Here is a 12,473-nt window from a genome sequence, read left to right on the forward strand (position 1 = left end):
CGCGGAGGTCATCGGACCACGGAGGTCATCCGGGTGCGGGGGAGGAGGCGTCGTGATCGCGCAGGCCGTCCTCGCCGCGCCGCGCCGCGTTGCCGACGATGCGTTCGAGGTCCTTCTGTACGTCGTGTTCCGTGCTGCCGTGCGGTGCGTACGCGGACACCGTGAGCACGAGGTCGCCGTTCCACAGAAGGAGGGTGCGGCCGGGGCGGCCCTGGTCGTCCTCCGGTAACGCGTAGGCGGTGTCATGGATCTTCTCGGGTCCGCGCCCATGGGCACGGTCGAGATCCTCTTTGACACGGTACGCGTGACGGGCCGGCGCGGTGTTCTCGTACACCTGGGCCGTGGTGCTGAGTTTCCAGAACGTGCCGTCCGGGGCCTTCAGGTCCGCGAGGCAGCCGGTCCGGCGGTAGAGCGGCCGCGCACCGTTCTCGCCGATGTCCTCCCGGGCGTCGGGGGAGGCGGAGTCGGTGGAGCTGCTGAAGGTGAAGCCCTCGGCGGGCGCGGCGCCGGAGAGGAGGGCGCACGGCCTGCTGGTCCAGCTGTGGGCCCCCGGCGGGCGGGCGGTGAGCTCCGCCCCTTCTCCGTTCTGCCCGCGGCCGTCACCATCACCGCCGCCGGAGCAGCCGGCCGAGGCCGCCACCGCCAGCCCGATGAGCGCGGCTGACCGCGCCCGGCGTAATGCGGCACTCCTGGATCCGTACATCTCCCACCCCTTCGTCTTCGTCCTGGAGATCCCATTGTCCGATGTCCATACCGGCGGGTAAAGGAGACCGGGCCCGCACCGAAGGGTGCGGGCCCGGCAGGTGGAACGGGGCGACGGCTCAGGAGCGGATCGCTCCGGGGCCGAAGTCGCCGGTGAGGGCGGCGGCCATCCGCAGGTGCGGCGTCGCGTCGGCGATCCGCCCCTGGCGCTCCAACGTCCGGCCCAGCATGAGGCGCGCGTAGCTTTCCACCGGGTCGAGCTCCAGAACGGTCCGCAGCTCCTTCTCCGCTTTGCCCAGCCGGGCGGAGTGGTAGTAGGAGCGGGCCAGCAGCAGCCGCGGCGCGACCTGCTCCGGCACTTCCTCGACCAGTCCGGCCAGGATCCGCGCGGCCGTCAGGTACTCCTTGGCCTCGAAGAACATCTGCGCCCGGTCCCACCGGTCGGCGGCGGTGCCGAACTCGTAGTAGGTCTCGGTCTCGCTCACGTGTCCTCCTTCGTGTGGTGCGGGCCGCCTCCGGACCGCCCCGTCGTACGTTCGCCCGTGACAACACCACACGATGGTTGAACATTCCACTAAAGTTCTGGCGTGGGACCCCGGTGCCCCACGCCCGCACGGGAATAGGTTGAGCGCCATGAGCAATCTCGATCGCCAGGCAACGCCCTCCGTCTGCGGAGGACGCGGCTTCGTCGTCGCCGAGCCCGTCCGTGAGCTTCTCGCCCCCCGCCGCGTCCAGCTCGGCGAGGGCACCGAGGTCCGCCGCCTGCTGCCCAACCTCGGCCGGCGCATGGTCGGCGCCTGGGCCTTCGTGGACCACTACGGGCCGGACGACATCGCCGACGAGCCCGGAATGCAGGTCCCGCCCCACCCCCACATGGGCCTCCAGACCGTCAGCTGGCTCCACGACGGGGAGGTGCTCCATCGGGACAGCCTCGGCAGCCTCCAGACGGTACGCCCCCGCGAGCTGGGCCTGATGACCTCGGGCCGCGCCATCAGCCATTCCGAGGAGAGCCCGAAGGAGCACGCCCGGCTGCTGCACGGAGCGCAACTCTGGGTGGCGCTTCCGGACGCGCACCGCAACGTCGAGCCGCATTTCCAGCACCACACGGACCTGCCCGTCGTCACCGCCCCCGGCCTCGCCGCCACCGTCATCCTGGGCGAACTGGACGGGGCCGCCTCGCCCGGCACCGCGTACACCCCGATCGTCGGCGCCGACGTGACCCTGACCGTCGGCGCCGAGGCCCGCCTGCCCCTGGACCCCGACTTCGAGTACGCGGTCCTGTCCATGTCGGGCGAGGCGGAGGTCGACGGCGTCCCCGTGCTGCCCGGCTCGATGCTCTACCTCGGCTGCGGCCGCACCGAACTGCCCCTGCGCGCGGTATCCGACGCCGGCCTGATGCTCCTGGGCGGCGAGCCGTTCGAGGAGGAGCTCGTGATGTTCTGGAACTGGATCGGCCGCTCCCACGAGGAGATCGCCCAGGCCCGTGAGGACTGGATGAACGGCGACAGGTTCGGCGAGGTCAAGGGCTACGACGGCGCCCCGATCCCGGCTCCTCAGCTTCCGTCGGGGCCCCTCAAGGCCCGGGGACGGGTGCGCTGACCGCCTCCTCGGCGACCGAAGCGAGGAGGGCGCGCACCGGCGCGGCCTCTGCGGATTCGGTGGACTCGAAGAACTCCAGCGCCTCCTGCCAGCAGACGCGGGCGCGGTGGGAGTGACCCATCGCGTGCAGAGCCTTTCCCAGCACGACGAGGACGGTGGCGCGGCGCCACGCGCCGCCGATTCCACGGAGTACGGCCATGGCCTGTTCGGCGTGTGCAGCGGCCGAGGAGGGCTGGTCCATGAGCTCGGCCTCGGCGAGGCGGAAGTATGTGAGCCCCACCCACAGGTCCTGCTGACTGTCGCGGAAGACCTGCAGCGCATGCTCCAACTGCTCGACGGCATCCTCCGGCCTGCCCGCCCGGGTGAGGGCCATGCCGAGCGCGTATCGGCCGTTGGCCCGCCGCAGGGACGCGCCCAGCGTGTCGTACAGGTCGATGCCCCGCTGCGCGAGCTCGACCGCACTGGCCGGCCGGTCCATCGCGACATGGACCCGCGAGAGATTGCACAGAGCGCCTGCTTCACCGAGCGTGTTGTCGTCGGCGCGGAACTTCTCGATGGCCTCCAACAGGTGGCGCTCGCCGTCCTGGAGGCGGCCCTGGTACAGCGCGATGATCCCGAGGTCGTTCGACGCACAGCAGCCGACCAGCACGTCGCCCGACTCGCGGGCGAGGTCCATGGCCCGGCGGGCCTCGCCGTCGGCCTCGGCGAACCGGCCGGCGATCAGAAGGGCGTTGATGAGAGCCGCACGGGCACGGCCCTCGGCGCCCGGGTCGCCGGAGCTGTGCGCGGCGTCGCACAGGGCGACGGCGGTGGACTCGTACTGGCCGGAGTGAGCGCCGGACTCGCCGAGATCCCTGGCCGCCCACACCAGGTCCACGGCCCGCCGCAGGGCCCCGGGCCGTTCGGTGGCCTGCCGGGCGGCGGCCAGGAGAGGGCCCGCCTCGAGATGGAGCCAGTCCAGGGCGTCACGCGGCTCGGCGAAGTCCAGGCCGGGGTGGCGGGTCGCGGAGAGATAGGCCGGGAGACGGTCGCCAGGACGTTCCAGGGCGTACACGCGTGAAGCCGTGGCGAGATAGAAGTCGAGGAGCCGGTCGAGGGCCGCTTCGACTTCGCCGAGGGGAAGTTCGCCGTGTTCGGCCCGATCACGTGCGTACAGCCGAACGAGACGGTGGAAGCGGTAGCGGCCGGGCATGGCCGATTCGAGGAGAGAGCTGTCCACCAGCGACTCGAGGACGTCCTCGGTGCTGGACTCGGCCAGATCGAGTGCCGCTGCTGCGGCCGGGAGCGAGATGTCGGGACCGCCGGCCAGGCCGAGGAGCTGGAACGCGCGCTGCTGGGCGGGTTCCAGTTGACCGTAGCCGAGTTCGAAAGTGGCTCTGACGGCGAGGTCGCCCGCCTGGAGCTCGTCGAGGCGGCGGCGTTCGTCGGCGAGCTTCGCGGCGAGGACAGCGACGGTCCAGGTGCGGCGGGCGGCCAGTCGGGACGCGGCGATCCGGATGGCGAGGGGCAGATAGCCGCAGGCGGCGACGACATCGTGCGCGGCCTGCAGTTCGGGCCGCACGCGGTCTCCCCCCACGATCCGGGTGAAGAGCAGAACACCCTCCTCAGGGCTCATCACGTCGAGGTCCACGAGATGAGCCCCTTCGAGAGCCGTCATCCTGACCCGGCTGGTGACCAGGGCGGCGCAGCCCGCCGCGCCCGGCAGCAGCGGCCGTATCTGCGCCGCGTCGCGCGCGTTGTCGAGGAGAACCAGCACGCGCCTGCCGTCGAGGAGCGAACGGTACAGCGCGGACCGCGCGGGCAGGCTGTCGGGAATGTCCGAGGAGCGCATCCCCAGGCCGTGGAGGAAGTCCCCGAGGACGGCTTGCGGCTCGGCGGGAGCGGTTCCCGAGCCGCCCAGATCGGCGTAGAGCTGACCGTCGGGGAAATACGGGCGCGCGCTGTGCGCGACATGCACGGCCAGCGTCGTCTTGCCGACGCCGCCGGGCCCGGCGAGCGCGGAAAAGGCCATGACCTTGCTCTCCGCGCCCTGGGACAGCGACGCGGCGAGGTCGCTGACGAATGAGGTTCGGCCCGTGAAATCCGCGACGGTGGCCGGCAGTTGAGCGGGCCGCACCGAGGCGGCGGTGACCGTCGCAGCTGGTTCGCCGGAGGGCACGAGACCGCCGTCGGCATGCAGGATGCGCTGCTGGAGCCTGGCCAGCTCGGGGCGGGGCTCGACGCCCAGCTCCTCGGCGAGCAGCCTGCGCGTGTCGGCGTAGACGGCGAGCGCCTCGGCCTGTCTGCCGCTCCGGTAGAGGGCCAGCATCAGGAGCTCCCGCAGCCGTTCCCGCAGCGGGTGCGCGGCCACGAGGGAGGTCAACTCGGATACGGCCTCAGCATGGTGACCGACCTCCAGATCCAGGTCGAGGCGGCTCTCCAGCAGTTGGAGTCGCCATTCGGAGAGCCTGGTCCGCTGGTTCTCGGCGAAGGGGCCGGGCACTCCGGCCAGGGGTTCGCCGTCCCACAACTCCAACGCGCGGTTGAACAACTCCCGTGCGAGGGTGAGGTCTCCGGACGCGCGAGCCCGATCGGCGTGGTCGGCGCAATCGCGGGCCAGGTCGAGATCCAGCGAACCGGGGGACAGCCGTAGTGCGTAACCGCCGGACTCGGACACGAGGTGCTCACTCGAGAGCACCTTGCGCAGCCGGGAGGCGTACGTGCGGGTGACGGCCAGCGCCTGTGGCGGAGGTTCCTCGCCCCACATCGCGTCGATCAGTTCCCCGGCGGTCGCGGTGCGGCCGTCGCGCAGGAGGAGCGCCGACAGCAGAGCGCGCTGCTGCGGGCTGCCGGTGGAGACCGCCTCGGACCCGCGCCAGGCGCGCACCGGGCCGAGCACCGAGAACCTCAGGGCCGGCGCCTCCGCTGCCATCACCTCGGCCACCACCACCATTTCTCCGACCGTGTCCCGCATCCGTATGCAGGACGTACATCGTTCGTATATCTCCGAGGTCCAGCATGGTGGACCTGACGTCCGCCACCAGACTGCCCAGTCCGGAGGACCAGCGTCGCGAGGGTACCCCGGGATGGCCTCCCGGGGTCCTTGGCGTGCCCAATTCCCCCAAGTCTATTGCGCAGGTGCGACTTTGGGCTACCTTCATAGCGTCGTCACGCCGTTGAAGAGCGCTGAGGTCCCTCTAGCCAAGGGCCTGTTGACGTGTCCTTCCCGCAGCGTGCCGATCTCATCACGGACTGGGCAATCGGACGTTAGGAGAGTGCGCTGTCATGCACTTCACGGGTTCATCGACAGGATTACTGGCCGGCGTGGTCATCTCGCTGGCCTACTTCGCCCTCGTGGGCCATTTGGTGAAGGCGCTTCGGACCACGCATCGGCTTCCCACGGTCATCGTGGCCGTATCGGGGCTCGTCGGCGCGCTTCCCGCGATCCTCTACGCGCTGTACCGCGCGCTCGACGTGGTCGCCTGACCGGCTCGACAGCCCGCTGAGCAGCGGGCCGGGGTCCCGGTGCGGTGTGCCGGGGCCCCGGCACACCGCACCGTACGGGGCGACAGGTCTCCCCACTCGATCGAGTGGATCTTGCTGCCCAGGTATGCGATTCGGGGCGGGAAGCGGGCCCGCCGACGCGATCATTCGGCGGTGATCTCTTCGATTCGGACGGCCCACCGTCCCAAGTCTCTGCTCCCTGCCGGGCTCGGTTTACTCGCTCTCGTCACGCTGCTTCCCGCCGTACCGGCCGCCGCGGCGCCTGTGCAGGACGCGTCTCCCCGGGCCGAGGCGCAGGCGCCGGGCCGCCTCACGACCCCGGCCGAACGCAGGACCGCCGCCCGCCTCGACGCGTTGCGGGACAACCCGGCGCGGCTCAAGGCGTTTTTCGCGGCGCTGCCCAAGGGCGGCGACCTCCACAACCACCTCTCGGGCGCCGTCACCACCGAATACCTCATCCAGCTCGCGGGTGAGAACGGGCTCTGCATCGACGCCACGGACACCGCCGTACGTCCGCCCTGCGGACCGGGTACGCGACCGGCCGCCGACGCCCGCACCGACGCCGCGTTCCGTCAGCGGATCGTCCGCGCCTGGTCGATGCAGGACTTCCCCGCCGACCAGTCCGGCCACGACCACTTCTTCGACACCTTCGGCAAGTTCGGCGAGGCGACGCGCGACCGCGGCAAGATGCTCGCCAACGTCGCCAACACCGTGGTGGAGCAGAACCAGTTCTACCTGGAGACCCTGGTCACCCCCGCCTCGGACTCCGCGAAGAAGCTCGCCGAGTCCGTGGGCTACGACGCCGACCTCGCCGCGTTCCACCGGAAGCTGGTCGCCGGCGGAAAGCTCGACAGGGTCGTCGCCGAGGCCGTACGTGAGGCGGACGCCGCCGACGCCCAGTTCCGGGAGACGGCCCACTGCGACACCGACCGCCCCGACCCCGGCTGCCGGCTCCCCGTCCGGTGGATCTCCCAGGTTTCCCGCGGCAGTTCGAACGAGCGCGTGTTCACACAGATGGCGCTCGGCATGCGACTCGCGGAGCGTGACCCGCGGTTCGTCGCTGTCAACCTCGTCCAGCCGGAGGACGGGGAGAGCGCCCTGCTCAACTACCGCCTCCAGATGCGGATGCTCCAGTTCCTGCGCACCCAGTACCCGGACGCCCGCCTCACCCTGCACGCCGGTGAGCTGACCCCCGGCCTGGTCAAGCCCGAGGACCTGACGTTCCACATCCGCGAGGCCGTCCTCGTCGCCGGAGCCGAACGCATCGGCCACGGCGTCGACCTGGTCCACGAGGACGACTGGCAGCAGCTCGCCCGGACCATGGCCCGGCGCGAGGTCGCCGTCGAGGTGCCGTTCAGCAGCAACAAGCAGATCCTGGGCGTCGCGGGCGACGACCACCCGTTCAACGCCTACCGCCGCTACGGCGTCCCGGTGGTCCTGGCCACCGACGACCCCGGCGTCTCGCGTATCGACATCAGCCACGAGTACCAGTACGCCCGCGCCACCTACGGCCTGAGCTACACCGAGCTGAAGGACCTGGCGCGCGCCTCGCTGACGTACGCATTCCTCGACGGCGGCAGCCTGTGGGCCACCGGCGCCGAACGCTCCGGCTACCGCCCGGTGCGCGTCTGCGCCGGATCCCGGCCGGGCATCACGCCGCCCACCCCGGCCTGTGCCCGCTATCTCGCGGACAACGCCAAGGCGGCCACCGAGTGGCGTCAGGAAGCGGCGTTCGCCGGATTCGAACGCAGGCAGGGCGGAGCGCGCTGACCCCGCGCCACCGCTGACCGTCCGATGACCGGGAGCGGGACCATGCAGGGCGGCCACAAGAGCCGCGCACGGTCCCGCTCAGCCCGTAGGACGCGCGGCCCGCCCGGCCCACGGCTACGCTCGCGGCATGGGAGAGAGCGGAGAGGACGAGACCGCCGAGCCGCCCGCGGACCGGCGCACACCCGACGCGGATCACGCCCGGATCGCCGCCGTGCTGGAGGAGTGGTCCGCCGCGATCGTCTCGAACGACGTGGCGCGGATGGCGGCCTACATGGCCGACGAGTGGGTCATCGTCTCCGAGTCCGGCATCACGGACCGGGAGGCGTTCCTCGGCTACGTCGAGTCCGGCGACCTGACCCACTCGGCGATGCGGGCCATCAGCCCGCCGAGGGTGCGCGTCCACGGAGACACCGCCATGATCACCGCACGGATGACGAACACGGCCCACTACGGTGGCCGCCGTTTCGACGCCGACGAATGGGTCACGGACGTCTTCGTCCGGCGCGACGGCCGCTGGCTGTGCGTGCTCAGCCACATCACGCCCGCCGCCGCCCCGACGGACCCGCCGCCCGACGCATGAGCCGGACGACCGACCCCGCCCACCGGAGGAAGCGCCTCGGCTACCCGGCCGCCGCGGCCGTCTTCGCCGTCGGCATGGCGGGCACCACGCTGCCCACCCCGCTCTACGGCCTCTACCGGGAACAGCTCGGCTTCTCCGAGCTGATGGTGACCGTGGTCTTCGCCGTCTACGCCCTCGGGGTGATCGCCACCCTGCTGCTCGCCGGGAACGTCTCCGACGAGGCGGGCCGGCGGCCCGTTCTGCTGGCGGCCCTGGGCTTCTCGGCGGCCAGCGCGCTCTGCTTCCTCTTCGAGGGCGGGCTCCCCGCTCTGTTCGCCGGTCGTCTCCTCTCCGGGTTCGCCGCCGGACTGCTGAGCGGCGCGGCGACGGTCACGGTCATGGAGCTGGCCCCGCCGGGGCGCGCGGCCAGGGCCGGGCTGGCCGCGACCGCCGCGAACATGGGCGGCCTGGGCTGCGGCCCGCTCCTGTCGGGACTGCTCGCCGAATACGCCCCCTGGCCGCTGCGGCTTCCCTTCGTCGTGCATCTGGCGCTGATCGCCGTGGCCGCCGCGCTGACCTGCCTCCTGCCCGAGACGGTCACCTCCCGCGTCCGCCGATTCCGGCTGCGGCCGCAGGGGCTCGCCGTCCCGCCCGAGGTGCGCGGCGTGTTCGCCCCCTCGGCGCTGGCCGCCTTCGCCGGGTTCTCCCTGCTGGGCCTCTTCACGGCGGTCGCCCCCGCGTTCGTGGCGGAGACGCTCGACCTCCACAACCTGGCCCTGACCGGACTCGTCGTCTTCTCCGTCTTCCTCGCCTCCACGGCCGGGCAGGCGCTCATGGGACGGGTCGGCGAGCGCCGGGCCCTGCCGGGCGGCTGCTTCGTCCTGGTCGCCGGACTCCTGCTGGTCGGCGCCTCCTTGCTGTTCGCCTCACTGCCGCTGCTCGTCGCCGGGGCACTCTGCGGCGGCCTCGGGCAGGGGCTGGCGTTCCGGGGAGCGGTGAAGGCGATCAGTGCCGCGGCACCGCCCGAGCACCGGGCCGCGACCGTCTCCGCCTTCTTCGTCATCGCCTACCTGGGCATCTCCCTGCCCGTCGTCGGCGTCGGCGCGCTCACCCTGGGCATCGGACTCAGGAACGCCGGACTGACCTTCTCCGGCTGTGTGCTGGCGCTGGCCCTGGGCGTCGGCCTGTATCTGGCGCGGAAGCCACCCGTGCCCCGCTGACGTACGAGCACCGCGCTGACGTACCCGCGCCCCGCTGACCTACCCGCGCCCCGCCGACGTACCCACGCCCCGCTGACGTACACGCACTGCGCCGACGCCGACGCCGACGCCGACGCCGACGCCGGCGTACGGGCCGGGCCCTCTCGTTCACGTACGCGAAAACCCTTGCGGCCCCCGCCGATCATGGTGCGAGACTGGCCCGGTGGACACAGCGACACACTTCCGGCAGACGGTCATCGCCTGGGCCGCGGGCGACGGGGACACACCGGCGCCCGCCGAGGCCGGGGCCGCCCGCGAGCTGGCCGCCGACCTGGGTCTGCACACCGTGGTGCTCGTGGAGGGCGTCAGCGACCGGGCGGCCGTCGAGGCGCTGGCCGAACGCCAGGGGCGCGCCCTGACCGCCGAGGGCGCCGTGGTCGTGCCGCTCGGGGGCGCCACCAGCATCACCCGCTTCCTGCGCCTGCTCGGGCCCGACGGCCTCGACGTCCGGCCCGCCGGCCTGTGCGACGCGGCGGAGCAGCGGTTCTTCCTCCAGGGCCTGGAGCGGACCGGCTTCGGCACCGCCCGCACCCCCGACGACCTGGAGGCGCTGGGCTTCTTCACCTGCCACGCCGACCTGGAGGACGAGCTGATCCGGGCGCTCGGCGCCGACGGCGTCCAGCAGGTCATCGACGACCAGGGTGATCTGCGCACCTTCCGGATCTTCCAACGGCAGCCCGCCCAGCGCGAGCGGCCCGTCGAGGCGCAGCTCCGGCGCTTCATGGGAACCATCGGCGGCCGTAAGGAGCACTACGCCCGTGCGCTGACCGAGGCCCTGGACCTCACACGCCTGCCACGCCCGCTGGACGGACTCCTCGCCCACCTCTGACCGACGGCTCGCGCCTCTGGACCGACGGCTCGCCGTTCAGCGTTGGGCGAGGCTGGAGCGGCGCACCACCAGCTCCGGCTGGAGCACCACCCGCCGGTGCTCGTGCGGCACTTCCGCCGCACCGGCCCCGGTCTCCTCCAGCAGCAGACCCGCCGCCAGCGCCCCCATCGTCGCCGCCGGCTGCCGTACGGACGTGAGCGGCACGGCGGCCGCCGCCGCGAACTCGATGTCGTCGTACCCCACCAGCGCCAGATCGCCGGGCACCGACACCCCGGCGGCGAACAAGGACTGCAGTACGCCCAGGGCCAGCAGGTCGTTGGCGCAGAACACGGCGGTAGGCCGGTCGGAGAGCCCCAGCAGCCGGGCCCCCGCGTCCCGGCCCGCCGCCACGTCGAGCCGTTCCGTGGGCAGCTCCCGCAGGGCGTCCGGGCCCAGGCCCGCCTCCGCGAGCGCGGTGAGCGCACCCGTACGGCGGTCCCGGACCTGGTTGAATCCGGGCGGCCCGCTGACGTACGCGATGGAGCGGTGCCCGGCGTCCAGCAGATGCCGCACCGCCAGCGCCCCGCCCGCCACGTCGTCGACCGACACCGAGCACTCCGTGGTTCCCTCGGCGACCCGGTCGACGAGGACGAACGGGATGTCGTGGCGGCGGAACGCCTCGATGTTGCGCCCGGTCGCGTCGGCCGGGGTGAGCAGCACACCCCGGACCCGCTGTTCCGCGAAGAGCGCCAGATACTCCGCCTCCTCGCCGGGGCTCTGCGCACTGTTGCAGACCATGACACCGAGCCCCGCCTCGCGCGCGGCCCGCTCCGCACCGCGCGCCACATCGACGAAGAACGGGTTGCCCATGTCGAGCACCAGCAGCCCCATGATCCGGCTGCGCCCCGCCCGCAACTGCCGCGCCGACTCGCTGCGGACGTAACCGAGCCGGTCGATCGCCGACAGGACGCGGGCCCGGGTGTCGGGACCGACCGTGTCCGGGCGGTTGATGACGTTGGAGACCGTGCCCACCGATACTCCGGCGACCCGGGCCACGTCCTTGATACCCACCGACTGGGCCATCAGACGGAGACCTCCAGAGGGGCGAGGGACGCGGAACGAGCCCTCAGCCTATCCGCGCGCATCAGAAGTCGAAGTCGTCGATGTTGTCCTTGTCGAACACCGTCGGCTTGCCGAGGTCGACCACCCCGTCCTTCCCGATCGTGTACGTGCCCAGCTCGCCCGCCTCGAAGGTCTGCCCCTGCGCGCCGGTGATCTGCCCGGACGCCAGGGCGATCGAGGCATGGCCGGCCAGCTCGCCGAGCTTCGCCGGGTCCCACAGCTCGAACGCCTCGACGGTGCCGTTCTTCACGTACGAGCGCAGATCGTTGGGGGTGCCGAGGCCGGACAGCTTCACCTTGCCCCGGTACTTCGACCCCGACAGGTACTGCGCCGCCGCCTTGATGCCGACCGTGGTCGGCGAGACGATCCCGGCGAGCTTCGGGTACTCCTGGAGCAGCCCCTGCGTCTGCTGGAAGGACTGCTGGGCGTCGTCGTTGCCGTACGCCACCTTCACCAGCTTCACGTCCTTGTACTTCGGGTCCTTCAGCTCGTCCTTCATGTAGTCGATCCACAGGTTCTGGTTCGTCGCGGTCTGGGCGGCGGACAGGATCGCGATCTCGCCCTTGTAGCCGATCTGCTCGGCGAGCAGCTGGACCTGGGTGCGGCCCAGATCCTCCGCGCCGGCCTGCGAGACGAACACATTGCGGCAGTCGGTCTTGGTGTCGGAGTCGTACGTGACGACCTTGACGCCGTTCCTCATGGCCTGCTTGAGCGCGGTGCACAGCGCCCCCGGGTCCTGCGCGGACACGGCGATGGCGTCGACCTGCTGCTGGGTGAGTGTGTTGACGTAGGAGACCTGGCCCGAGGTGTCGGTGGCGCTGGTCGGGCCGACCTCCTTGAAGGTGGAGCCGAGACCCTCGACGGCCTTCTGCCCGCCCTTGTCGGCGGTGGTGAAGTAGGGGTTGTTGACCTGCTTGGGCAGGAAGCCCACGGTCAGGCCCTTCTTGGTGGGCGCGTCCGGGTCCGCCTTTCCGGCCGAGGCGGCCGAACCGCTCTCCTTCTTCACATCGCTCTTGGTGGTGCCCCCGCAGGCGCTGACGGCGAGCGCGAGGGAGGTGACGGCCGCGAGGGCCGCACAGGTGCGGCGGATCGATGACGTACGCATGGCGGGAGTCCTTTTCGGAGGGAGGCGGGTTGCGGAGCGGAGCCGAGGTGGCGGTTACGGAGTCGA

The 12,473-nt window shown here is 71.8% G+C and carries 11 protein-coding genes; 6 read left to right on the forward strand and 5 right to left on the reverse strand.

Annotated elements, in window-relative coordinates:
* Positions 1 to 25 precede the first annotated feature (25 nt).
* Together G3I54_RS10080 and G3I54_RS10085 are read right to left on the reverse strand one after the other, a co-directional pair.
* Positions 26 to 703, reverse strand: a complete 678-nt coding sequence (locus tag G3I54_RS10080) for a hypothetical protein (protein ID WP_164613234.1) — start codon at positions 701 to 703, stop codon at positions 26 to 28.
* 118 nt (positions 704 to 821) lie between these two features.
* Positions 822 to 1,187, reverse strand: coding sequence for a tetratricopeptide repeat protein (locus G3I54_RS10085; protein ID WP_164613236.1), 366 nt, complete (start codon positions 1,185 to 1,187; stop codon positions 822 to 824).
* Positions 1,188 to 1,335: 148 nt separating this feature from the next.
* Between G3I54_RS10085 and G3I54_RS10090 the strand changes: the two genes are divergently transcribed.
* Positions 1,336 to 2,301: a pirin family protein gene (locus G3I54_RS10090; protein ID WP_164613238.1), complete on the forward strand. Its 966-nt coding sequence runs from the start codon at positions 1,336 to 1,338 to the stop codon at positions 2,299 to 2,301.
* Here the strand turns inward: G3I54_RS10090 and G3I54_RS10095 are convergent.
* Positions 2,276 to 5,233, reverse strand: coding sequence for a BTAD domain-containing putative transcriptional regulator (locus G3I54_RS10095; RefSeq protein WP_239144310.1), 2,958 nt, complete (start codon positions 5,231 to 5,233; stop codon positions 2,276 to 2,278). The two genes, G3I54_RS10090 and G3I54_RS10095, sit on opposite strands and share 26 nt — an antisense overlap.
* 332 nt (positions 5,234 to 5,565) lie before the next feature.
* Between G3I54_RS10095 and G3I54_RS10100 the strand changes: the two genes are divergently transcribed.
* The 5 genes from G3I54_RS10100 to G3I54_RS10120 all read left to right on the forward strand — a co-directional run bounded on the left by G3I54_RS10100 (position 5,566) and on the right by G3I54_RS10120 (position 10,201).
* Positions 5,566 to 5,766 carry a hypothetical protein gene (locus G3I54_RS10100; RefSeq protein ID WP_164613242.1) on the forward strand — a complete coding sequence of 67 codons (201 nt, stop codon included), beginning with the start codon at positions 5,566 to 5,568 and terminating at the stop codon, positions 5,764 to 5,766.
* A gap of 171 nt (positions 5,767 to 5,937) precedes the next feature.
* The gene (locus G3I54_RS10105) at positions 5,938 to 7,554 is read left to right on the forward strand and encodes an adenosine deaminase (RefSeq protein ID WP_164613243.1); all 1,617 of its coding nucleotides are present in this window, start codon (positions 5,938 to 5,940) and stop codon (positions 7,552 to 7,554) included.
* Between the two features lie 127 nt (positions 7,555 to 7,681).
* Positions 7,682 to 8,134, forward strand: coding sequence for a nuclear transport factor 2 family protein (locus tag G3I54_RS10110; protein ID WP_164613245.1), 453 nt, complete (start codon positions 7,682 to 7,684; stop codon positions 8,132 to 8,134).
* On the forward strand, positions 8,131 to 9,333 hold the full coding sequence (locus G3I54_RS10115) for an MFS transporter (protein ID WP_164613247.1): 1,203 nt from the start codon (positions 8,131 to 8,133) through the stop codon (positions 9,331 to 9,333). Before G3I54_RS10110 ends, G3I54_RS10115 begins: the two co-directional genes overlap by 4 nt.
* 202 nt (positions 9,334 to 9,535) lie before the next feature.
* Entirely contained in the window at positions 9,536 to 10,201 is a 666-nt protein-coding gene (locus G3I54_RS10120) for a TOPRIM nucleotidyl transferase/hydrolase domain-containing protein (protein ID WP_164613249.1), read from the forward strand.
* Between the two features lie 36 nt (positions 10,202 to 10,237).
* Here the strand turns inward: G3I54_RS10120 and G3I54_RS10125 are convergent, their stop codons facing one another.
* Positions 10,238 to 11,263 carry a LacI family DNA-binding transcriptional regulator gene (locus tag G3I54_RS10125; RefSeq protein WP_164613251.1) on the reverse strand — a complete coding sequence of 342 codons (1,026 nt, stop codon included), beginning with the start codon at positions 11,261 to 11,263 and terminating at the stop codon, positions 10,238 to 10,240.
* A 61-nt stretch (positions 11,264 to 11,324) separates the two neighbouring features.
* Entirely contained in the window at positions 11,325 to 12,407 is a 1,083-nt protein-coding gene (gene rhaS / locus G3I54_RS10130; RefSeq protein WP_164613253.1) for a rhamnose ABC transporter substrate-binding protein, read from the reverse strand.
* Between the last annotated feature and the right edge of the window lie 66 nt (positions 12,408 to 12,473).

The sequence above is a fragment of the Streptomyces sp. SID14515 genome, assembly GCF_010548505.1.
Classification (GTDB): Bacteria; Actinomycetota; Actinomycetes; order Streptomycetales; family Streptomycetaceae; genus Streptomyces; species Streptomyces caviscabies.

What these genes read in the sequence shown, in the direction of transcription:
- G3I54_RS10095 (WP_239144310.1), bottom strand. Translation starts at nt 5,233, where the DNA reads ATGGTGGTGGTGGCCGAGGTGATGGCAGCGGAGGCGCCGGCCCTGAGG.
- G3I54_RS10090 (WP_164613238.1), top strand. Translation starts at nt 1,336, where the DNA reads ATGAGCAATCTCGATCGCCAGGCAACGCCCTCCGTCTGCGGAGGACGC.
- G3I54_RS10080 (WP_164613234.1), bottom strand. Translation starts at nt 703, where the DNA reads ATGTACGGATCCAGGAGTGCCGCATTACGCCGGGCGCGGTCAGCCGCG.
- G3I54_RS10125 (WP_164613251.1), bottom strand. Translation starts at nt 11,263, where the DNA reads ATGGCCCAGTCGGTGGGTATCAAGGACGTGGCCCGGGTCGCCGGAGTA.
- rhaS (WP_164613253.1), bottom strand. Translation starts at nt 12,407, where the DNA reads ATGCGTACGTCATCGATCCGCCGCACCTGTGCGGCCCTCGCGGCCGTC.
- G3I54_RS10100 (WP_164613242.1), top strand. Translation starts at nt 5,566, where the DNA reads ATGCACTTCACGGGTTCATCGACAGGATTACTGGCCGGCGTGGTCATC.
- G3I54_RS10110 (WP_164613245.1), top strand. Translation starts at nt 7,682, where the DNA reads ATGGGAGAGAGCGGAGAGGACGAGACCGCCGAGCCGCCCGCGGACCGG.
- G3I54_RS10115 (WP_164613247.1), top strand. Translation starts at nt 8,131, where the DNA reads ATGAGCCGGACGACCGACCCCGCCCACCGGAGGAAGCGCCTCGGCTAC.